This window comes from Streptomyces sp. NPDC032198, from assembly GCF_040636975.1.
Lineage (GTDB): Bacteria > Actinomycetota > Actinomycetes > Streptomycetales > Streptomycetaceae > Streptomyces.
The window spans coordinates 1-21,842 of record NZ_JBEZVL010000011.1; the positions used below are offsets into that span (position 1 = coordinate 1).

Sequence of the window (21,842 nt, forward strand, 5' to 3'; positions counted from 1 at the left end):
CTCTTTCGTGTCCGATTTCCTCGGTGCCTTTCCGGTTCCCGCTCCGGCCTTTCGGCTTTCGCGTTTCCCTTTCCGGCGAGTCCGACTTTATCAGAGATTCTGAGTCGGAATTCCCCCGCCCTCTTTGGGTTGCTCCGAGCACGTGAGTGCCGGGTGCTTCCCGTTCAGGCGGAGACGTAAACGTACTGGAGCGGGGCGCCCCGATGCAAATCGAGGCGCCCCGCTCCAAGTTCACGCAGTGTCGGGTCAGACCTCGACGACCACGGGAAGGATCATCGGACGTCGGCGGTAGTTGTCCGAGACCCACTTGCCCAGCGTGCGGCGGATGAGTTGCTGCAGCTGGTGGGGCTCGACGACGCCGTCCTGCGCCGACTTCTCGAGGACCTCCTGGACCCGCGGCATGACCGCGGAGAACGCCGAGTCGTCGATGCCGGAGCCGCGGGCCTGGATGTGCGGGCCCCCGGTGATCTTGCCGGTGCTGGAGTCCACGACCACGAAGACCGAGATGATGCCCTCGTCTCCGAGGATCCTGCGGTCTTTGAGGGAGGACTCCGTGACGTCGCCGACCGAGAGGCCGTCGACGTAGACGTATCCCGCCTGGACCTTGCCGACGATCTTCGCCTTGCCCTCGACGAGGTCGACGACGACGCCGTCCTCGGCGATCACGATGCGGTCGTGCGGAACGCCGGTGAGGGCGCCCAGCTCGGCGTTGGCGCGCAGGTGGCGCCATTCGCCGTGCACCGGCATCAGGTTCTTGGGCTTGCAGATGTTGTAGAAGTACAGGAGCTCGCCGGCCGACGCGTGGCCGGAGACGTGCACCTTCGCGTTGCCCTTGTGGACGACGTTCGCTCCCCAGCGGGTCAGGCCGTTGATCACGCGGTAGACCGCGTTCTCGTTGCCGGGGATGAGCGACGACGCCAGGATCACCGTGTCGCCCTGGACGATGCGGATCTGGTGGTCACGGTTGGCCATCCGGGACAGGGCGGCCATCGGCTCGCCCTGGGAACCCGTACAGACGAGCACGATCTGGCTGTCGGGGAGGTCGTCGAGCGTCTTGACGTCCACGACGAGGCCCGGCGGGACCTTCAGGTAGCCCAGGTCCCTCGCGATGCCCATGTTGCGGACCATCGAGCGGCCGACGAAGGCGACCCTGCGGCCGTACTCGTGGGCCGCGTCCAGGATCTGCTGGATGCGGTGGACGTGGCTGGCGAAGCTCGCGACGATGATCCGCTTCTGGGCGCCCGCGAAGACGCCCCGGATCACGTTCGAGATGTCGCGCTCCGGCGGGACGAAGCCCGGGACCTCGGCGTTCGTCGAGTCGGAGAGAAGGAGGTCGATGCCCTCCTCGCTCAGCCGTGCGAACGCGTGCAGGTCCGTGAGGCGGCCGTCCATCGGCAGCTGGTCCATCTTGAAGTCGCCGGTGGCGACCACCATGCCCGCGGGGGTGCGGACGGCGACGGCCAGGGCGTCCGGGATGGAGTGGTTGACCGCGATGAACTCGCAGTCGAACGGACCCAGGCGCTCGCGGTCGCCCTCGACGACCTCGAGCGTGTACGGACGGATCCGGTGTTCCTGCAGCTTCGCCTCGATGAGCGCGAGGGTCAGCTTGGAGCCGATCAGCGGGATGTCCGGCTTCTCGCGGAGGAGATACGGGACACCGCCGATGTGGTCCTCGTGGCCGTGCGTGAGCACGATGCCGTCGATGTCGTCGAGGCGGTCCCTGATGGACGTGAAGTCCGGCAGGATCAGGTCGATTCCGGGCTGCTCCTCCTCGGGGAAGAGCACTCCGCAGTCGACGATCAGCAGGCGACCGTTGTACTCGAAGACGGTCATGTTGCGGCCGATCTCACCGAGGCCGCCGAGCGGGGTGACCCGCAGGCCGCCCTTCGGGAGCTTCGGCGGGGCGCCGAGTTCAGGATGCGGATGACTCAAAAGACTCTCCTCACCACACGCGCCACGTACCTCCAGGGCACGTGGCGCGCATGACGTTCGTGCAGTAGCAGTTGTTTGTGTGTGTGCAGGACCGTGTCAGTCGATGTCAGTCGATGTCCTGCGGTGTTTCGCGTATTCAGTTGTGAAGTCTGTGGTTAGAGCTGTACCCCGCCGGCGGCGAGATCGATCTTGAGCTGGGCCGTCTCGTCGGGCGACAGTTCGACCAGGGGCAGCCGCAGCGGTCCCGCGGGGCGTCCCTGCAGGGTGAGCGCCGCCTTGGTAGTGATCACGCCCTGCGTACGGAACATGCCCGTGAAGACCGGGAGCAGCTTCTGGTGGATCTCGGTGGCCTTCTGTACGTCACCCGTGTTGTACGCGTCGATCATCGAGCGAAGCTCGGGCGTGACCACGTGGCTGACCACGGAGACGAAGCCGCAGGCGCCGACGGAGAGCAGCGGGAGGTTCAGCATGTCGTCGCCGGAGTACCAGGCGAGGCCGGAGCGGGCGATGGCCCAGCTGGCGCGGCCCAGGTCGCCCTTGGCGTCCTTGTTGGCGACGATCCGGGGGTGCTCGGCGAGGCGGACGATCGTCTCGGTGTTGATCGGTACGCCACTGCGCCCGGGGATGTCGTAGAGCATGACCGGCAGCTCGGTGCTGTCGGCGATCGCGGTGAAGTGCCGGAGCAGGCCCTCCTGCGGGGGCTTGTTGTAGTACGGCGTGACCGTCAGGAGGCCGTCGGCGCCGACACGCTCGGCGTCGCGGGCGAGCTCGATGCTGTGGCGGGTGTCATTCGTGCCGACGCCCGCCACGACGTGGGCGCGGTCTCCGACTGCTTCCACTACGGCTCGTACGAGCTCGGCTTTCTCCGCGTTGCTGGTGGTCGGGGACTCGCCGGTGGTGCCATTGATGACGAGGCCGTCATTGCCTGCGTCCACCAGGTGGGCAGCAAGCTGCTGCGCGCCGTCGAGGTCGAGTGCGCCGTCCGCCGTAAAGGGCGTGACCATGGCGGTGAGGACCCTCCCGAAGGGGGTCTGCGGAGTGGAGGTCGGAGCCATGGGTAACACGCTACTCGCTGCTCAGCGCGTGGTCCCCCCTCGGGGGATGTGTGCGGACCTGACAAGTGAGGAGCCCGGCACTGCCTGCTCGGGGGTTCAAGCAGTGCCGGGTCCGTTTGATCAGGCTAGATGAACTTCTCGAAATGCCGCAATACGGACACCTCGCTCAGCCCACCCGTACACCAGTGCCTTACGGAGCCACACGGCCGTTCTTGTTGAAGGCGGCGTGCGTGAGCGGCATCAGCCGGGCCCACTCCTCTTCCATCTTCTCGCCGACCATCTCGATCTCCCGCTGCGGGAAGGACGGGACCTTGGCGAGCTCGTGCTGCGTGCGCAGACCGAGGAAGTGCATCAGCGAACGGGCGTTGCACGTCGCGTACATGGACGAGAAGAGGCCGACCGGCAGGACCGCGCGGGCGACCTCGCGGGCGACGCCGGCGGCGAGCATCTCCTGATACGCCTCGTACGCCTGGCGGTAGGAGTCCTCCATGACGCGGCCCGTGAGCTCCTGTTGGGCCTGGGTGCCCTCCACGAAGACGTACTTCCCGGGGCGGCCCTCCTGGACCAGCTTGCGGGACTCGTCCGGGACGTAGAACGTCGGCTGGAGCTCCCTGTAGCGGCCCGATTCCTCGTTGTACGACCAGCCCACGCGGTGCCGCATGAACTCGCGGAAGACGAAGATCGGGGCACTGATGAAGAACGTCATCGAGTTGTGCTCGAAGGGGCTGCCGTGCCGGTCCCGCATCAGGTAGTTGATCAGGCCCTTGGAGCGCTCGGGGTCCTTCTGGAGCTCCTCCAGGGACTGCTCACCGGCAGTCGAGACACGCGCGGCCCACAGGACGTCGGAGTCGGTCGCGGCATGCTTCACCAGCTCGACGGTGACCTCGCTGCGGAAGCTGGGCTTGAGGTCTTCGGTGGGGGTCTCGCTCACTGGCGGGGTCCTTCCATGTGCATCACTCGGGCGGCGCCCACTCTATGGCCAGGCACTGACAATCGGCCGTTCGGTGCCCCGCCACGACATTCTTCGGCGAATTTGGCGAAACCGGGCACCGATCGGCCGTTTCGAGCGTCTGTCTAGGTAACAGAGTTCAGTTCGAGTCGCGTGAGGAGAAACGCACCCCATGTTCCGTCGGCGCGAGCCAGTCCCGTTCGCCTTCATCGCCGAAGCCGACAAGTTCCGCAGCAATGTCACTCCCCCTCCCCGGGAGCGCGCCACGGCCAGTCAGGTCGTGGGTCGCACCCTGGTCGGTCTGGTCGTGGTCGCAGGGCTCGCGGGATCCATGCTGTTCGGCATGCCCGCCCTGTCACCCGATCAGGCACCCACGCACCACCAGCAGTCCGAGGCCTCGGACGGTCGATGACGACCGTCCAAGCCCTCCGAATCTCCCTCACCGCCCCGGACCCACTGCCCTGAAAGGCGTGGAAGGTACCCCCATGGCCCCCCGTGGGTGGTAGGCGGGTGCAGGGCTCGGTAGCCTCACCGGGCACAGCCCGTGCGTGGATCGAGTGAGGATTCAGTCGTGCCCCTGCCCTTTCTGACGGCGGACCGCGCCTTTGACGAGACAGCGGACGACGCCGCGCTGCCGTTCGACGACCGCGACCACTGGCGCCGGCCCTACCGGCCCGGCCCGTGGCGGGTGGGGGCGGCCGCGCTGCTTCTGCTGCTCGCCTCGTTCGTCCTCGTCGCCGCCGTGATCATCGCGTTCGCGGACTCACTGGCGGGTGCCGCGATCTGCGCGGGGCTCGCGGTGGCCGTCATCGTGAGCGCGCTGCGGCTGCTGCGGATGGGCACCTGGGTGAGCGCGCACGGACTGCGTCGGGTGGCCTTCCTGACGACGCAGACCGTGCCGTGGGCCCAGGTCGTGGCGGTGCGTACCGCGCAGCAGCCCGTGCGGTGGCTCGGGCTGCCGCGCACCGTGCAGGGGCAGGCACTCATCCTCGTACGCCGGGATCAGCAGGCCGAGGGGCAGCCTCCGCTGCTCACCGACCGCAATGCCGACTTCCTGGCGCGGTACGAGGCGTTCAACCGGGCGGCCGACTCCATCGAGGTCTGGGCCGACGAGTACCGCCGTACCGCCTGATCGCCTGGTTCAAAACGCTAGACGTTCACCGGCCTGCCCGCGTGCAGCGCGATCGCGCGCTGCATCGCCTTTCGCGCGCGCGGGGTGTCCCGGGCGTCGTGATAGGCGACGGCGAGGCGGAACCAGCAGCGCCAGTCGTCCGGTGCGTCCTCGGTCTCCGCCTTGCGCCTCGCGAAGACCTCGTCGGCCGAGTCACGGTCGATGCGGCCGCCGGGCGTGCGCCTCAACTCGTCGACCGGCAGGCCGCCTTCGGCCTCCAGCACGGCGGCGAGGCGGTTGGCGCGCTGGACGAACTGGGTGTTCTTCCAGAGGAACCAGACACCGATGAACGGCAGGATCAGCACCGCGACACCGAAGGTGACGGTGAGCGCGGTGCCGTGCTGTATCAGGAGCACGCCCCGGCTGCCGACCAGGACGAAGTAGACGACCAGGACGGCAGCCGTGACGGCGTAAGTGATCTTTGCTCGCATGAGGGTCAGCCGGTCCGCGTCAGTTCAGGTCCAGGAAGTGTTCCAGACCGAACGTCAGGCCCGGAGTGCTCACCACACGGCGTACGCCGAGCAGGATGCCCGGCATGAAGCTGCTGTGGTGCAGCGAGTCGTGCCGGACCGTCAGGGTCTCGCCCTCGCCGCCCAGCAGCACCTCCTGGTGGGCCAGGAGGCCGCGCAGGCGCACGGAGTGCACCGGCACGCCGTCGACGTCCGCGCCGCGCGCGCCGTCGAGCGCTGTCGAGGTGGCGTCGGGCTGCGGGGCGCTGCCCGCTTCCCTGCGGGCCTCGGCGATGAGCTGGGCCGTGCGCGTGGCAGTGCCGCTGGGGGCGTCGGCCTTGTTCGGGTGATGCAGCTCGACGACCTCGACGGACTCGAAGTACGGCGCCGCGATCTGCGCGAACTTCATGGTGAGGACCGCGCCGATGGAGAAGTTCGGGGCGATCAGGACACCCGTCTTCGGCGAGGCGTCCAGGGAGGCACGCAGCTGCGCGAGGCGGTCGTCGGTCCAGCCCGTCGTACCGACCACGGCGTGGATGCCGTGCCGGACGCAGAAGTCCAGGTTGTCCATCACCGAGTCGGGGTTGGTCAGTTCGACCGCGACCTGGGCGCCGGTCTCCACCAGCGTGTCCAGCGAGTCGCCCCGGCCCAGTGCGGCGACCAGTTCCAGGTCGTCGGCGGCTTCGACGGCTCGGACGGCCTCGGAGCCGATCCGGCCCTTGGCTCCGATGACCGCCACGCGCAGCTTGCTCATGTGCCTGATTCCTTAGGGGAGTTAGGAGACCGCTTCGTGCAGGCGGGCGGCCTGCTTGTCCTTGAGCGGGCCGATGGCCGACAGCGACGGGCGGTGGCCGAGGACCTCGCGGGCGACCTCACGGACCTCGTCGGGGGTGACCGCCGCGATCTTCGCCAGCATGTCGTCGACCGACATCTGCTCGCCCCAGCACAACTCGCTCTTGCCGATACGGTTCATCAGCGCCCCGGTGTCCTCGAGGCCCAGGACGGTGGAGCCCGCGAGCTGGCCGATCGCGCGGCCGATCTCGTCGTCGGTCAGGCCGTTCTGCGCGACCTGGTCGAGTTCGTCGCGGCAGATCTTCAGCACGTCGTGCACCTGGCTCGGGCGGCAGCCCGCGTACACGCCGAAGAGGCCGGTGTCGGCGAAGCCCGAGGTGTACGAGTACACGCTGTAGGCCAGGCCGCGCTTCTCCCGGACCTCCTGGAAGAGGCGCGACGACATGCCGCCGCCGAGGGCGGTGTTCAGGACGCCCATGGCCCAGCGGCGCTCGTCCGTGCGGGCCAGGCCCGGCATGCCGAGGATGACGTGGGCCTGCTCGGTCTTGCGGTTGACGACCTCGACGCGGCCCGCCGTGCGCAGGGAGCGAGATCCCTGGCGCGGGATCATCGGGGTCGCGTCGGTGCGGTGGAGGGCGCCGGCCTTCTCGAAGGCGGCACGGACCTGGCGTACGACCTTGTTGTGGTCGACGTTGCCCGCGGCCGCGACCACGAGGTGGGTCGGGTCGTAGTGCTTCTTGTAGAAGCGGCGGATCCGCTCCGCGGTGAGGGCGTTGACCGTCTCCTCGGTGCCGAGGACGGGGCGGCCGAGAGGGGTGTCGCCGAGCATCGTGTGCGCGAACAGGTCGTGCACGCAGTCGCCCGGGTCGTCCTCGGTCATCGCGATCTCTTCGAGGATGACGCCGCGCTCTGCGTCGACGTCCTCCTGGAGGATCAGGGAGCCCGTCAGCATGTCGCAGACGACGTCGATGGCCAGCGGCAGGTCGGTGTCGAGCACGCGTGCGTAGTAGCACGTGTACTCCTTCGCCGTGAACGCGTTCATCTCGCCGCCGACCGCGTCGAGCGCGGCCGAGATGTCGAGGGCGCTGCGCTTCTTGGTGCCCTTGAAGAGCAGGTGCTCCAAGTAGTGCGTGGCGCCGTTCAGGGAGGGCGTCTCGTCGCGCGATCCGACGTTCGCCCAGATCCCGAAGGTCGCGGAGCGTACGGAGGGCAGGGTCTCGGTGACGACGCGGAGGCCGCCCGGCAGCGTCGTACGGCGGACCGTGCCGATGCCGTCCTTGCCCTTGAGCAGGGTTTGGGTACGGGCGACGGCCCGCACCTCCTCGGAGGTGCGGGCCGTCGTCGTGGTGCTACGCGACGTCACTTGTCGGTGTCGTCCTTCGTGTCGTCGCCCTCTTCACCCTCGATGACGGGGATGAGGGAGAGCTTGCCGCGGGAGTCGATCTCGGCGATCTCGACCTGGACCTTCTGGCCCACGCCGACGACGTCCTCGACGTTCTCCACGCGCTTGCCGCCGGCGAGCTTACGGATCTGCGAGATGTGCAGCAGACCGTCCTTGCCCGGCATGAGCGAGATGAACGCGCCGAAGGTCGTCGTCTTCACGACGGTGCCCAGGTAGCGCTCGCCGACCTCCGGCATGGTCGGGTTGGCGATGCCGTTGATCGTGGCGCGGGCGGCCTCGGCCTGCGAGCCCTGCGCGGCACCGATGTAGATGGTGCCGTCGTCCTCGATCGTGATGTCGGCGCCGGTGTCCTCCTGGATCTGGTTGATCATCTTGCCCTTCGGGCCGATGACCTCACCGATCTTGTCCACCGGGATCTTGACCGTGATGATGCGCGGCGCGTTCGGGGACATCTCGTCCGGAACGTCGATCGCCTCGTTCATCACGTCGAGGATGTGCAGACGCGCGTCACGGGCCTGCTTCAGCGCGGCGGCCAGGACCGAGGCGGGGATGCCATCGAGCTTGGTGTCGAGCTGGAGCGCGGTCACGAACTGCTTCGTACCGGCGACCTTGAAGTCCATGTCACCGAACGCGTCCTCCGCACCGAGGATGTCGGTGAGGGCGACGTAGTGCGTCTGGCCGTCGATCTCCTGCGAGATCAGACCCATGGCGATACCGGCGACGGCGGCCTTCAGCGGCACACCGGCGTTGAGCAGCGACATCGTCGAGGCGCAGACCGAGCCCATGGACGTCGAGCCGTTCGACCCGAGGGCCTCGGAGACCTGACGGATCGCGTACGGGAAGTCCTCGCGCGAGGGGAGAACCGGCACGATCGCGCGCTCGGCGAGCGCGCCGTGGCCGATCTCGCGGCGCTTGGGCGAACCCACGCGGCCGGTCTCGCCGACCGAGTACGGCGGGAAGTTGTAGTTGTGCATGTAGCGCTTGCGCGTCACCGGGGAGAGGGTGTCGAGCTGCTGCTCCATGCGGAGCATGTTGAGGGTGGTGACGCCCAGGATCTGGGTCTCGCCACGCTCGAACAGCGCCGAGCCGTGCACGCGCGGGATGGCCTCGACCTCGGCGGCGAGCGTACGGATGTCCGTGACGCCACGGCCGTCGATGCGGACCTTGTCCTTGATGACGCGCTCGCGGACGAGCTTCTTCGTCAGCGCGCGGTAGGCACCGGAGATCTCCTTCTCGCGGCCCTCGAAGGCCGGGAGGAGCTTCTCGGCGGCGATCTCCTTGATGCGGTCCAGCTCGGACTCGCGCTCCTGCTTGCCGGCGATGGTCAGGGCCTGGGAGAGCTCCGACTTCACGGCGGCCGTCAGGGCCTCAAGGACGTCGTCCTGGTAGTCCAGGAAGACCGGGAACTCGCCGGTGGGCTTGGCGGCCTTGGCGGCGAGGTCCGACTGGGCCTTGCAGAGCGCCTTGATGAAGGGCTTCGCGGCCTCGAGACCGGCGGCGACGACCTCTTCGGTCGGCGCCTCGGCGCCGTCCTGGACGAGCTGGATGGTCTTCTCGGTGGCCTCGGCCTCGACCATCATGATCGCGACGTCGCCGTCCTCGAGGACGCGACCGGCGACGACCATGTCGAAGACGGCGTCCTCGAGCTCGGTGTGCGTCGGGAAGGCGACCCACTGGCCCTTGATGAGCGCCACGCGCGTGCCGCCGATCGGGCCCGAGAAGGGCAGGCCGGCCAGCTGCGTGGAGCAGGAGGCGGCGTTGATCGCGACCACGTCGTACAGGTGGTCGGGGTTGAGCGCCATGATCGTCTCGACGATCTGGATCTCGTTGCGCAGGCCCTTCTTGAAGGAAGGACGCAGCGGGCGGTCGATCAGGCGGCAGGTCAGGATCGCGTCCTCGGAGGGGCGGCCCTCACGACGGAAGAACGAACCGGGGATCTTGCCGGCGGCGTACTGCCGCTCCTCGACGTCCACCGTCAGGGGGAAGAAGTCGAGCTGGTCCTTGGGCCGCTTGGAAGCGGTGGTGGCCGACAGCACCATGGTGTCGTCGTCCAGGTACGCGACGGCGGAGCCTGCGGCCTGCTTGGCCAGGCGGCCCGTCTCGAAGCGGATGGTGCGGGTGCCGAAAGTGCCGTTGTCGATAACAGCCTCGGCGTAGTGGGTCTCGTTCTCCACTGTTCTCCTACGTGTCTACGTTTCGTCTTCTCGCCCCTGGGCCCGTGTGGCCCGGGAGCGGCGCCCCATGCGTCCTTCGTGGACGGGGACTGTGTGGAGAAGCGCGCCGTGTGTGCGGGCCGGTCTTCGATCGAAGCTCCCGGGGTTTCTCCCGGGAGCCACTACCGAAGATCGGCGGCGGCTTGGTGCGCCTCTCCTTCGTGGGGTCCTACTGGGTGTCCCCCGGGCGCTGGACCATGGTGATCCCTACCCGCGGGGACGTGCTTATGTCACCAGACTACAAAGCGTCGGTGACAACGCGCACGTACAGCAAAGGGAGCGGCCCCCTCTTACGTGGGAACCGCCCCCCTTCACGATGTCTTACTTCGCGCCCGCCGCACCGCGACGGATGCCCAGACGGTCCACCAGCGCACGGAAGCGCTTGATGTCCTTCTTGGCCAGGTACTGCAGCAGACGGCGGCGCTGACCGACCAGGATCAGCAGACCACGACGGGAGTGGTGGTCGTGCTTGTGGGTCTTGAGGTGCTCGGTCAGGTCCGAGATACGGCGGGAGAGCATGGCGACCTGGACCTCGGGGGAGCCGGTGTCGCCCTCCTTCTGGCCGAACTCGGTCATGATCTGCTTCTTCGTAGCGGCGTCGAGCGACACGCTTACTCCTCGTAGTCTTTTCGTGGCCATCGAGTGCCCCTGGTCTCAATCGCAGGGGAGCTTCCGTAACTCGGGAGGCGAGGTCCGCTGGGGCTGTCTCCAGGTCCTTGGTCAGGGTCTTGACCTAGGGGGTCTGGGGGCGCTTACACATACGGCCGTTACACAGGGTACCAGTCGGGTCGTGGACAGCTGACAGGGCTCCTGTCCAGTCCGCACGCCGCTTCGGGCGCTTCAGGCGCCTTCGACTCCCAGCACGCTGAAGGCCATGCCCTTCCAGGGCCCGCTGTCCTCCGCGGACAGTTCCCTCGGGGCGAAGAAGACCCGGCCATGCTCAACGATGATCTGGCTCTCCTCCGGATTCTCCATCCCGATGCGGTCCGGCATACCGAAGAGCAGATACGGGGTCTCCTCGCCCCTACGCGGGTCAAGGCTCACCACGGCGGCCGGTGAGACGCCGTCGTCGCTCGGCCGGAACGCGAGCAGTTTGCCGCCACTCACCCGCAAGGGGTACATCGGGCGGTCCGGCTTCGAGTCGAATTTCTTGACCGTCTTCCCGGTACCGAGGTCGTACGAGACGATCCAGTTGTCCGCGGGCGAGCCCTTGGAGGCCGCCAGGAACAGCTGTTCCCGCCCGACCGCGATCGCGTCACACGTCTCGACGGCCCCGAAGGGCGATTTCCCGCAGTTGTCGAAGAAGCGGCCTTCCGGCATGTCGATCGTGGCCCGGTAGTCGCCCCGGTCATCGAGGGTGATCAAGTTTGTCACGGCGGTGCCGTCGGTCGAGACGGCCAGCACCGCAGGGTCGGACGACACCAAGTAGACGCGCTCGACCCCGCGCGCCACCTTGTAGGTCCACTCCGTCTTGCCCGTCCGGGGCCGCACCTTCTGCACCTTGAACTGGGGCTCCTCGATGTCCCCGCACTGGACGAGGGCAAGAAGGTCGCGCCCGCCCGCAAAGCCGAGGTCCCGGCACTCCGCCGAGGGCGCACCCGTCCACAGCTGCCGCCCGCGTTTCATGTCGTACGCGACCGAGCCCTGGCCCCATGCCACGGCGACCGTGCCGCGCGTCATGGTCACGTTGGTGTTCTGCGCGAACGCTCCCTTGGCGTCGGGCAACTTCATCTGCCAGAGCTTCTCGCCGGTGTTCAGGTCGAAGAAGGCCAGCTCGTTGCAGAGGTGCTCGTCGGGCTTGTCGGCCTTGGGGCTCTTGCCCTTGGCTTTCTTCCCCTTGCCCTTCTTGTCCTTCTTGCCCTTGCCGCCCTTGTCCTTCTTGCCCTTCTTCTTGTCCTTGCCCTTGGCGTCCTTGGGCTTGTCGCTCTTCCCCTGGAGGAGGACAGCCGTGCGTCCGTCGGCGGTGACGTGGCGGGTGGTGTCGCATATCGGGCCGGTCAGCTCGGTGGACCAGTCTTCCTCGAACGTGCCGAACTTGAAGCCCTTGAGCGTGCTGCCGGTTCCCCGGACGAAATTCTTCTCCGTCGCCCACGCGCCGGGCGCGTGGACGGTCTCGCGCCCGAACCTCTTCTTGAACTCTTTTTCGTTGTGGTCGACGGCGAGGTTGCCCTCGGGGCTCCGCGGGACCTTCTCGACGGTGTCCCGGATGTCGTCCGGTGCCTGCCGCACGGCGGCCGGCTTCTTCGGCTGCGGCTGATCGCCGTCGGTCACCGCCCAGACGACACCGCTGCCCACGCAGAGAACTACTGCCAGCACAACGGCCAGCGCCCTCGCGCGACGCTTCTTGTTCTCCCTCTCCGCGCTCAGGACGGACTGAGTGAAGGCGGAATGGGGCGGGCCGGGACTCACGTGGCAGGGCCTTTCTGGCGTCGAGGGATGTCGTGACGTGCGAAGTCGGGGGTGCTTTTGCGGGTGAACTCACCGCAAAAGCCCACTGGTTCAGGTTCCGCACGATGCGCGCGTCACCTTATCTCCGCGCTTTCGCCATCATCCGTTCAGGGTTGAGGGACCGCGACCGGGACCCCAGGTGACGAGGCCATTGCGCTGCGTACCTTCCGGCCCGCCAAGTAGTCTGAGCCAACGGTTGGTTCGCTCAGGTGGAAGGGGCCGTCGCGCAATGGCCGAGGCACAGCACGAGGACGTCCAGGCTCGTAAAGAGCGCGAGAAGAACGAGCTCTACGCTCTCGACATCTCCGGCGTGGAGTGGCACAGCGCGCCGGGCGCCGAGGCACACGAGGAGCGGGTCGAGATCGCGTACCTGCCGGACGGCGCCGTGGCCATGCGGTCGTCACTCGATCCCGAGACGGTGCTGCGATACACCGAGGCGGAATGGCGGGCCTTCGTACTCGGGGCGCGGGACGGGGAGTTCGATCTGGAGCCGGCGGCGGGCGAGGACAGCCGGGACGCGGCTGACGCATAGAGCGCAGCTGTCAGCTGGTCAGAGCTCGCGCCGAGGCGTACACGTCGAAGACAGCCAGGGTCAGCGGGACCAGCGTCAGCAGGACGAACCCTTCAGCGATTTCCGTGAAGCGGCCCCAGAAGGGGGTGACGCCTCGGCGCGACGTGATCAGGCCTACGGCGGTGACCAGTGCGGAGGCGACCGCGATCGCCGCGATCAGCCACAGAGTCTGGACGTTGAGAGCCGAGCTGTCGCCAAGCAGGGCATCACGCATCAGCGCGTGCGGCGGGTTGAGGCAGAGGCCGAGTCCGAGCAGCACGAGCGCCGCCAGGCCCGCGGCCAGCGTCGAGGCGACCTGAGCCGTGTAACGGAAGAGCTGGGCGCGCATCAGCATCGCGATGCCGGTGGCGAGGGCAAGCAGCTGCCCCCAGCCGTCGTCCGAGAGGGCATGCAGCGCCCGATGATGCCGACGCGTCGTCGCCCCGAGGGCCCGTCACCTTTCATCTCCGGGCGCGCCCGGCACAGTTCGGCTCGTTTCGCTTGCAACGGCTTGTACTCATCGAGGTAGCGGCAGCCCTCCTGCTGGCCGCCTGGGTGATCGACCCGTTGGCCGTCGTGCCGACCGCTGTCGTCGCCGTCGTATTGGTGCTGCTGACAGTCGTACGCCGTCGTGGCCGTGCGTGGCACGAATGGTTCGGCACCGCGCGGGCATTGCGGGCACGCAAGCGCCGGGCGGCGCATGCTCCGATACCGCCGGGCACGGAACCTGCGTTCGCCCCGGCCGTCGAGTGCGACCCCGCCCTGCGTACGCATGTGTACGGAGACCGGGACAGGCGGCAGGTCGGGATGGTCGGGGACGGGACGTTCGTGACCGCCGTGCTTCAAGTGGAGTCGGACGCCACGGCGTTGCGGGCCGAGCGTGGGCGCCACCCACTGCCGGTGGGGCTCGTGCGCGACGCCCTGGAGGTGGACGGCATCCGGCTCGAGTCGGCGCAGATCGTGCAGCACACCCAGCCGGCCCCCGCCCTGCATCTCCCGCAGCAGTCCGTGGCCGTCAGCAACTACGCCCCCCTTCAGGCCCAGACCGGAGCTCCCGCCGTACGGATCACCTGGGTTGCCCTGAAGCTCGATCCCGAGCTCTGCCCCGAGGCCGTCGCCGCGCGCGGAGGTGGGCTCGTAGGCGCTCAGAAGTGCGTGGTGCGCGTCATGGACCAGCTTGCGAGCCGGCTGACGGGGGCCGGTTTCCGGGCCACCGCACTGTCCGAGGAACAGTTGGCTGCCGCCATCGCCACATCGGCGGGCGCGAACCCGCTGGTCACCGCAGAGGCCGGACGGACCGGGCTGCCAGAGCGCAGAACGGAGGAGTCCGCACGCGCATGGCGCTGCGACAACCGACGTCACACCACCTACTGGGTACGGCGCTGGCCGCAGTTGGGGAGCGCGGGCGGTTCCTCGCTGCCGCAGCTCGTCGCGCTGCTCACCGCCGTCCCGACGCTCGCCACGACGTTCAGTCTCACCCTGCGCCACGGCGAGCGGCAGGAAGTGTCGCTGTGCGGACACGTGCGGGTGACCGGGCGCAGTGATGCGGAACTCGACGCCGCCAGGCGCGCGTTGGAGCAGGGGGCCAGGCGCGCCGGTACGGGGCTGGTCCGGCTCGATCGCGAACAGCTGCCCGGCATGCTCGCCACTCTGCCGCTCGGAGGCGCTCGCTGATGGCCGTCACGAATCCGACCACTCCAGCTGCGCCTGCCACTCCGGGCGAAGGGTTCCGCACCTCACTGCGTAGTGGGTTCGGCCTGCTCGGACCGCGTCACCGTCGCCATACGCTCTCCGCCGAGCAGGTGGACGCCCTGGCCTTGCCGATCGGTGACGACGGCGTCGTGATCGGCGTGGACGCGCAGGGCCAGCCCTCGGTTCTCGGCGTCAACCGCCCGACTCCGTACGACGTACTTCTCATCGGAGGGCTGTGGACAGCTCAGGTCATCGCGCTGCGGGCTGCCGCGACGGGGGCTCGGGTGGCCGTGGAGACCGGTCGGGCGGGGTCCTGGGCCCAGCTCGTGGAAGCCCTCGGCGTGGGGCCGAGCGGGATGTCGGTGCATGACGTGGGGCGGGTGCCTCCGCAGGGTGCCTCTGCGGGGAGTCCGGTGCTTGTGGTGCGGGACTGTGGGATGCGGCCGCCCCGCGGGCGGGTGGTGTCAGGGCCCTGGCAGTCGGTTCTGACCTTGCTGCCGTACCTGAGTCCGGTCGCGCCTCGGCTGATTCGACAGGCCCGGCTCGTCGGCGTGCAGCGGGTCTCACCCGATGAGGCGGTTCAGATCGGGCGGTCCGTGGGACTGCCGCGCGCTGACGTCGAGGCATTGCCGACGCTCTCCGACGGGGTGACGTTGTGGTGTGCCGATCGTGACCGGCAGTACGTGATGACACAGGCTACGGACGCCGAGACCGGATTGTTGGGTACGGCGCGGAGGATGGATTGAGCGGACGGGCGGTGTCGGTCGACCGAGCGATTTAGCTTGCGTTTGACGCTTGTTGGTTGATTTGTCCGTCACCGTTTCGCATATGGGGATCACTCCTGTGGGGAGCGTGACGGAAAGGACAGTATTCGTGGGGTGGGCTGCCCTGCCGTGCTGGTGGTTTTGGTGATTAGGCTGGGACAGGGCGCGACTCCAGAACCCGCGAGTGGGTCGTTCGCGTCCCAACGGGGAGAGCCATGGCGGATCGGACGACAGAAACGGTCGCCCTCCCACCACGGCACGAGGGTGCTCGACCACATCAGGAGGCATTGTGAACAGCGATCGGGACGAGATCCGCGGGGGCTGGGATTCACCCGTCGATGATCAGTCCGACGCGGAGTCCGCTGCCGAGACGACGGGCGAGTTCACCATCGACTACGCCCCGCCCGCCTGGTACACGCAGAACGCGTCGGGCAGTGCGGGTGAGACGCCCTCGGCGCCGCCCGCCCCGCCGGTCTCGCCTGCCTCGCCTGCTCCGCCTGCACCGGATTCGGCTGCGCCCTCGTCCACTCCGGGTTCGTCGGGTGTGCCGGCCTCGCCGTTTGCTGCTGCTCCGGGGCCCGTCTCTCCGCCTGCCGCTCCGGCCGAGCCGGTGGCGCCGCCGTTGAGCCCGCCTACCGGGCCTGTTTCGCCCGCTCCTCCTGTGGGGGACGCGTCGCCTGCTCCTACTGCCCTGCCGAAGCTTCCCGTGAGTGGTGGGTTCCAGCCTGCCGTTCGCGACAGTGACGATGTGGACTCCGAGACGTCCGGTGAAGCTCCTGTTTCGTCCGGGGCCTCCGACTGGAGTGGGGCTCTTGCCGGGCCTTCCGCCTCGGTTCATGTGACCGGCGTGGTGCCCAAGAACGAGGTCGATGCTGCTCTCGCCGAGGCGGAAGCCGAGGCGGAAGCGGCGTCGGAGGCAGAAGCCGACGTTGCCGTCTCTGAGGAGTCCGGCTCCGACACCCCCGACAGCTTCGGAAACGGCGATCTCGAGAGTGGCGCCACCATGCGTTTCTCGTCTCACGCCCTGAAGCGCGAGATGCGGGAGATCGAGGAGCGAGCTGCGGCCGCCCGTGAGGACGCGGACGACGCGGATACGGGTACCGATACTGACCCGGTTGTCAGTTCAGGTGTGGATGCCGGTTCTGGTGCCGCTGTCGATGGCGACGATGACCTTGATCCTGACCTTGCGGATGTTGCTGTTGCGCCTGAGAGCAGCCGTGACTCCGAGCTTGGTTCCCTTGCCCTTGATGGCGACTCGTCTGAGGACATCGCTTCTGTCGATGCCGGGCCCGATGCCGACGTCGTCGCCGATGAGGACGTAGACGCGCAGGACTCCGTTCCTGCCGATCCTGCCGATCCTGCCGATCCTGCCGATCCTGCCGATCCTGCCGATGAGGTGCAGGACTCCGTTCCGCCTTCGTGGACTCCGCCGCCGGCGCCGCAGGCCGGGCTTCCTCCCTTGCCGCCCGCCTTCCAGCCCGCGGCTCCGACCTCCGCGCCGCAGTGGCCCGTGCCGACACAGAGTTCGGCCCCTGCCCCTGCTCCTGCTCCTGCACCTGCACCTGCACCTGTGCAGCCGCAGCAGCCCGAGCCTGTGCAGGCACAGGCTCCGCAGTCCGCGCCGGTTCAGCCGCAGGCTCCGCAGCCTGGGCCCGGCGCCTGGCCCTCGCCCACCGGGCCCGTCGCTCCTGTCACCCCGGCCCCCGAAGCTCCGGCGCCGCCGACCGGTTACGGGTTCCCGCAGCCTGGGCAGCCGTATCAGCCGCCGCAGCCGCAGCCGGGTCAGCCATACCAGCCGCCTCAGCAGGGCCAGCCCAGCGTGCCCGCCCCCGCGGCGCCCGTTGCCCCCAACCCGCCTGCCCCGGCCAGCGGTTACGGCTTCCCCCAGCAGGGCTCCGTCCCCCAGCCGCCCGCCGGTTACGGCTTCCCTCAGCCGAACCAGTCGGGTCAGCCGAACCAGCCGGGTCCGCAGGGCCAGCAGCCCAACCCGCAGGGTCAGCCTCCCCAGCAGAGCAACCCGCCTGCTCCGGCCAGCGGTTACGGCTTCCCCCAGCAGCCCGCGCCCCAGGCGCAGCAGCCGCAGCCCCAGCCGCCCCAGGCCCCGCAGCCGCTTCCGGCCCAGCAGCCCCAGCCGCAGCAGCAGCAAGCGCCCCAGCCGGGTGGGCAGCCGCCCATCGACCCCCGCACCGGGGCCGCCTGGCCGCAGCCCGTGCAGCATGATCAGCGGGAGCGGACCAACCCCGGGGCGCCCCTCGGTTACACCGCCGCCGTCGAGCTGTCGTCCGACCGGCTGCTGCGTAACAACAAGCCGAAGGCCAAGAGCAGTCGGCCCGCGGCCGGCGGGTCGCGGTTCAAGCTCGGCGGGAAGAAGGAAGAGGCCGAGCGGCAGCGGAAGTTGGAGCTGATCCGGACTCCGGTGCTGTCCTGCTATCGCATCGCCGTCATCAGCCTCAAGGGTGGCGTGGGGAAGACCACCACCACTACCGCGCTCGGGTCGACGCTTGCCACCGAGCGGCAGGACAAGATCCTTGCCATCGATGCCAACCCCGACGCCGGTACGCTCGGGCGTCGCGTGCGCCGCGAGACCGGGGCCACGATTCGTGACCTCGTGCAGGCGATCCCGTACCTCAACTCGTACATGGACATCCGGCGCTTCACCTCGCAGGCCGCGTCCGGGCTCGAGATCATCGCCAATGACGTCGATCCGGCCGTCTCGACGACCTTCAACGACGAGGACTACCGGCGCGCCATCGATGTACTGGGGAAGCAGTACCCGATCATCCTGACCGACTCCGGTACGGGGCTGCTCTACAGCGCCATGCGGGGCGTTCTTGATCTTGCCGATCAGCTGATCATCATTTCTACGCCGTCCGTCGATGGCGCAAGCAGTGCGTCCACGACCTTGGACTGGCTGTCGGCCCATGGGTACGCCGATCTGGTCTCGCGGTCGATCACCGTCATCTCCGGGGTGCGTGAGACCGGGAAGATGATCAAGGTTGACGACATCGTTTCGCACTTCGAGACGCGATGCCGGGGTGTTGTCGTCATTCCGTTCGATGAGCATCTTGCTGCTGGTGCCGAGGTCGATCTCGACATGATGCGGCCGAAGGTGCGGGAGGCGTACTTCAATCTCTCCGCGATGGTTGCGGAGGACTTCGTGCGGGCTCAGCAGCAGCAGGGGCTCTGGACTTCGGACGGTAATCCGCCGCCGGTCGTGGCTCCGCCCCTGCCGGGGCAGGGGGGTTACCCCGGGCAGCAGGGGCCTGGGCAGCCGCAGCCTCAGGGTGGGCAGCAGCAGCCGCCGCCGGCTCCGTACGGGGGGCAGGCTCCTTATCCGGGGCAGGCGCCGCAGCCTGGGCAGGTGCCTCAGCCTGGGCGGCCGTATCAGCAGCCTTACGCTCCTCAGCAGCCGCAGCCGCAGCCGCAGCCCGGTGGGCAGCCGTATCCGCAGCAGCCGGGGGCCCCGCAGGGGTGGCAGAACGCGGCTCCTCCGCAGGGGCCTGGGGCGCCGGGGCCTGGGCAGCCGTTCCAGGTTCCTCAGGGTCAGCCTCAGGCGCAGCCGGGGCAGTTGGCTCCTGGGCAGCCTCAGCCTCAGGGTGGGCAGATGCCGCCGCCTGTTCAGCCTGGGCAGCCGTATCAGCCCGGGGCTGCATATCAGCCGCAGCCTGGGCAGCCTGTCCCTCCGGGGGGTCCGCAGGGGACCGTTCCGTCGGGTGAGCAGCCTTCGGCGCCGGACGTGCCGCAGCAGTAGCCTTCGTCTCCGCCGATCTTGGACGGGGCCCGCACCTACTCCTGGTGCGGGCCCCGTTCCGTTTTCCGGGCACCCCGCAGCGGCGCTGACGAACAGGCTTTCCCTCCCACCCACCCGATTACCCCGCAGCGACCAAGCGGATAAGCAAGGGGGACGGGGCGCAGGCGGGGGATGGGGCGGGGCGCAGGTGGGGGGATGGGAAGGGGTGCAGGTGAGGGGGTGGGAACGGGCGCAGGCAGGAGTGGGGTGCAGGCAGCGGGCGCGGGCTCGGTTGCAGGCGGAGGCGCGGGTACAGGCCCAGGCACGAGCCCAGTCGCACGCAGAGACACGCCACCGGCGCAGGCACGGGCCCAGTCGCACGCAGAGACACGCCACCGGCCCAGGCACGAGCCCAGTCGCACGCAGAGACACGCCACCGGCCCAGGCACGAGCCCAGTCGCACGCAGAGGCACGGCACAGGCCCAGGCACGAGCCCAGTCGCACGCAGAGGCACGGCACAGGCGCGGGTTCGGTCGCCGCGCGTGCGGTGTCCCTCACCTGCCCCTCCCCCCACCGCCACCCCCCGACCAGCCACGCTTCACAGGTCTTGACCAATGCGGATGAATTACGGGTCAACTCGTTATTTCCGCAGGCCACATGGGGTTCACCTGCCGTTGACTGACGCAGACTGGCGCTGGTAGACACACACATCAACCAGCTGGCGTTCCTTGATCAACTAGCCATCTCTGCGCGAGCGATGACGCGAGGTCACCGACCCATGGATACACAAGATCAGCACGGCAGAACACGGTCTCACCCCCGGTCTCACCCCAGCTCCCTCCCCGCCACCCCGGCGGCGCCCCCGAAGGCCCGGACCCGCACTCGCGTCCTCCTGGCCGCCGGAGCCGCCGCCTTCGCCCTCACCGCGGGCCTTGCCACTCCCCTCAACCCGGCCCCCGACCAGGCCGAGGCCAAGGCGGACGGCAAGAAGACCCTGACCGTCGCGGTGGCCCAGAGCGTCGACTCGCTCAGTCCCTTCCTCGCCCAGCGGCTGCTGAGCACCAGCATCCACCGCCTGACGTACGAGTACCTGACCAACTACGACGCCAAGGACAACCACGCGATCCCCGGCTTCGCCACCAAGTGGGAGCCCTCCGCGGACAAGCTGACCTGGACGTACACCATCCGGGACAACTCGAAGTGGTCGGACGGCAAGCAGGCCACTGCCGAGGACGCCGCCTGGACGTTCAACAAGGTGATGTCCAAGGAAGGCACCGCCACCGCCAACTCCGGCTTCGTCGCCAACTTCAAGAAGGTGACCGCGCCGAGCCCCACCAAGCTCGTCATCGAGCTGAAGAAGCCGCAGGCCACCATGGCCGCCCTCGACGTGCCGATCGTCCCGAAGCACGTGTGGGAGAAGGTCGATGACGTCAGCAAGTTCAACAACGACAAAGACTTCCCCATCGTCGGCAACGGGCCCTTCGTCCTCACCGACTACAAGACCGACCAGTACGTGAAACTGAAGGCCAACAAGGACTTCTGGCGCGGCGCGCCCAAGTTCGACGAGCTGGTCTTCAAGACGTACAAGGACCAGGACGCGGCCGTCGCGGCGCTGAAGAAGGGCGAAGTGTCCTTCGTCGCCGGTCAGCCCGCGCTGACGCCCGCTCAGGCCCGCGAGCTCAAGGGCACCGAGAACGTCAAGGTGAACGAGGGGCCGGGGCGCCGCTTCTTCGCCCTCGCCACCAACCCCGGCGCCCAGACCCGCGACCGCAAGAAGTTCGGTGACGGCAACAAGGCCCTCCTGGACAAGAAGGTCCGCCAGGCGCTCTTCCTCTCCGTGGACCGTGAGGCGCTGGTCGACAAGGTCTTCCAGGGCCAGGCCGTCGAGGGCGAGGGGTACATCCCGCCCCGCTTCTCCGAGTACGCCTGGAAGCCCTCCGCCGAACAGAAGCTGTCGTACGACCCCAAGAGGGCGGCCCAGCTCCTCGACGAGGCGGGCTACAAGAAGACCGGCGACGGCAAGCGCGTCGGCAAGGACGGCAAGCCGCTCGACTTCCGCATCCTCTGCCATGCCACCGACCCGAACGACAAGGCCGTCGGGAAGTATCTGAAGGAGTGGTGGGGCGACCTGGGGATCGGGCTCAAGGTCAACTGCCTCGATGACGTGTCCGTGCCCTGGTACGCGGGTGAATACGATCTCGCGTTCGACGGCTGGTCGGTCAACCCCGACCCGGACTTCGTTCTCGGCATCCACGCCTGCGCCGCGCTCCCGGTGAAGGCCAAGGAGAGCGCCGCGACCGACAACTTCATCTGCGACAAGAAGTACGACGAGCTCTACAACAAGCAGCTTGCCGAGTACGACCCGGCCAAGCGTGCGGAGACCGTCAAGGAAATGCAGTCCTGGCTCTACGACTCCGGGTACATGAACGTCCTCGCGTACCCGAACGCCGTCGAGGCCTACCGCACCGACCAGATCAAGTCCATCACCACCATGCCGACGGCCGCCGGCAACATCTACGGCCAGGACGGTTACTGGTCCTGGTGGTCAGCGGTGCCCGCGGATGGGAAGAGTTCCTCCAAGGATGGGAGCTCGACCGGTGTCATCATCGGTATCGCCGCCGCCGCGGTGGTGCTCGTCGGCGGCGGAGTCCTGTTCGCCCTGCGCCGCCGTTCGACCGCAGAGGACCGCGAGTAA

General features: G+C 68.4%; 16 protein-coding genes and 1 pseudogene. 7 read left to right on the forward strand and 10 right to left on the reverse strand.

Annotation, left to right across the window (positions count from 1 at the left end; translation table 11 throughout):
• Nucleotides 1-246 precede the first annotated feature (246 nt).
• The 3 genes from AB0E78_RS27825 to thyX all read right to left on the reverse strand — a co-directional run bounded on the left by AB0E78_RS27825 (nt 247) and on the right by thyX (nt 3,918).
• Nucleotides 247-1,932 (reverse strand): ribonuclease J, encoded by a 1,686-nt coding sequence (locus AB0E78_RS27825; protein ID WP_361837798.1) that lies wholly within the window; start codon nt 1,930-1,932, stop codon nt 247-249.
• Nucleotides 1,933-2,087: 155 nt separating this feature from the next.
• A complete protein-coding gene (gene dapA / locus AB0E78_RS27830) occupies nt 2,088-2,987 on the reverse strand; it encodes a 4-hydroxy-tetrahydrodipicolinate synthase (protein ID WP_361837800.1) in 900 nt (299 codons plus the stop codon).
• Nucleotides 2,988-3,177: 190 nt separating this feature from the next.
• Nucleotides 3,178-3,918 (reverse strand): FAD-dependent thymidylate synthase, encoded by a 741-nt coding sequence (gene thyX / locus AB0E78_RS27835; RefSeq protein ID WP_361837802.1) that lies wholly within the window; start codon nt 3,916-3,918, stop codon nt 3,178-3,180.
• Between the two features lie 190 nt (nt 3,919-4,108).
• On the opposite strand from thyX, the gene AB0E78_RS27840 reads away from it, so the two are divergent.
• Together AB0E78_RS27840 and AB0E78_RS27845 are read left to right on the forward strand one after the other, a co-directional pair.
• Nucleotides 4,109-4,348, forward strand: a complete 240-nt coding sequence (locus AB0E78_RS27840) for a hypothetical protein (RefSeq protein WP_361837805.1) — start codon at nt 4,109-4,111, stop codon at nt 4,346-4,348.
• Nucleotides 4,349-4,507: 159 nt separating this feature from the next.
• Nucleotides 4,508-5,068, forward strand: coding sequence for a hypothetical protein (locus tag AB0E78_RS27845; protein ID WP_361837807.1), 561 nt, complete (start codon nt 4,508-4,510; stop codon nt 5,066-5,068).
• 17 nt (nt 5,069-5,085) lie between these two features.
• Here AB0E78_RS27845 and AB0E78_RS27850 read toward each other — a convergent pair whose 3' ends face one another.
• The 6 genes from AB0E78_RS27850 to AB0E78_RS27875 all read right to left on the reverse strand — a co-directional run bounded on the left by AB0E78_RS27850 (nt 5,086) and on the right by AB0E78_RS27875 (nt 12,279).
• Nucleotides 5,086-5,538 (reverse strand): tetratricopeptide repeat protein, encoded by a 453-nt coding sequence (locus AB0E78_RS27850; RefSeq protein ID WP_361837810.1) that lies wholly within the window; start codon nt 5,536-5,538, stop codon nt 5,086-5,088.
• A 19-nt stretch (nt 5,539-5,557) separates the two neighbouring features.
• Nucleotides 5,558-6,310: a 4-hydroxy-tetrahydrodipicolinate reductase gene (gene dapB, locus AB0E78_RS27855; protein WP_361837813.1), complete on the reverse strand. Its 753-nt coding sequence runs from the start codon at nt 6,308-6,310 to the stop codon at nt 5,558-5,560.
• Nucleotides 6,311-6,331: 21 nt separating this feature from the next.
• On the reverse strand, nt 6,332-7,711 hold the full coding sequence (locus tag AB0E78_RS27860; RefSeq protein ID WP_361837816.1) for a pitrilysin family protein: 1,380 nt from the start codon (nt 7,709-7,711) through the stop codon (nt 6,332-6,334).
• Nucleotides 7,708-9,924: a polyribonucleotide nucleotidyltransferase gene (locus AB0E78_RS27865; protein ID WP_361837819.1), complete on the reverse strand. Its 2,217-nt coding sequence runs from the start codon at nt 9,922-9,924 to the stop codon at nt 7,708-7,710. Before AB0E78_RS27865 ends, AB0E78_RS27860 begins: the two co-directional genes overlap by 4 nt.
• Nucleotides 9,925-10,284: 360 nt before the next feature.
• On the reverse strand, nt 10,285-10,572 hold the full coding sequence (gene rpsO / locus AB0E78_RS27870; protein ID WP_160507553.1) for a 30S ribosomal protein S15: 288 nt from the start codon (nt 10,570-10,572) through the stop codon (nt 10,285-10,287).
• 231 nt (nt 10,573-10,803) lie between these two features.
• Nucleotides 10,804-12,279 (reverse strand): PQQ-binding-like beta-propeller repeat protein, encoded by a 1,476-nt coding sequence (locus AB0E78_RS27875; RefSeq protein ID WP_361837822.1) that lies wholly within the window; start codon nt 12,277-12,279, stop codon nt 10,804-10,806.
• A 361-nt stretch (nt 12,280-12,640) separates the two neighbouring features.
• Between AB0E78_RS27875 and AB0E78_RS27880 the strand changes: the two genes are divergently transcribed.
• Nucleotides 12,641-12,943 (forward strand): DUF397 domain-containing protein, encoded by a 303-nt coding sequence (locus AB0E78_RS27880; protein WP_361837825.1) that lies wholly within the window; start codon nt 12,641-12,643, stop codon nt 12,941-12,943.
• 10 nt (nt 12,944-12,953) lie between these two features.
• Here AB0E78_RS27880 and AB0E78_RS27885 read toward each other — a convergent pair.
• Nucleotides 12,954-13,364 (reverse strand): annotated as a pseudogene (locus AB0E78_RS27885) (type VII secretion integral membrane protein EccD); the annotation flags it as partial.
• 98 nt (nt 13,365-13,462) lie between these two features.
• Here AB0E78_RS27885 and eccE point away from each other — a divergent pair.
• From eccE to AB0E78_RS27905, 4 genes are all read left to right on the forward strand, one after another.
• On the forward strand, nt 13,463-14,635 hold the full coding sequence (gene eccE, locus AB0E78_RS27890; RefSeq protein WP_361837828.1) for a type VII secretion protein EccE: 1,173 nt from the start codon (nt 13,463-13,465) through the stop codon (nt 14,633-14,635).
• On the forward strand, nt 14,635-15,399 hold the full coding sequence (locus AB0E78_RS27895) for a hypothetical protein (RefSeq protein ID WP_361837831.1): 765 nt from the start codon (nt 14,635-14,637) through the stop codon (nt 15,397-15,399). The genes eccE and AB0E78_RS27895 overlap by 1 nt, the downstream gene beginning before the upstream one ends.
• A gap of 307 nt (nt 15,400-15,706) precedes the next feature.
• Nucleotides 15,707-19,168 carry an SCO5717 family growth-regulating ATPase gene (locus AB0E78_RS27900; RefSeq protein WP_361837834.1) on the forward strand — a complete coding sequence of 1,154 codons (3,462 nt, stop codon included), beginning with the start codon at nt 15,707-15,709 and terminating at the stop codon, nt 19,166-19,168.
• Between the two features lie 757 nt (nt 19,169-19,925).
• Entirely contained in the window at nt 19,926-21,842 is a 1,917-nt protein-coding gene (locus AB0E78_RS27905; protein WP_361837837.1) for an ABC transporter substrate-binding protein, read from the forward strand.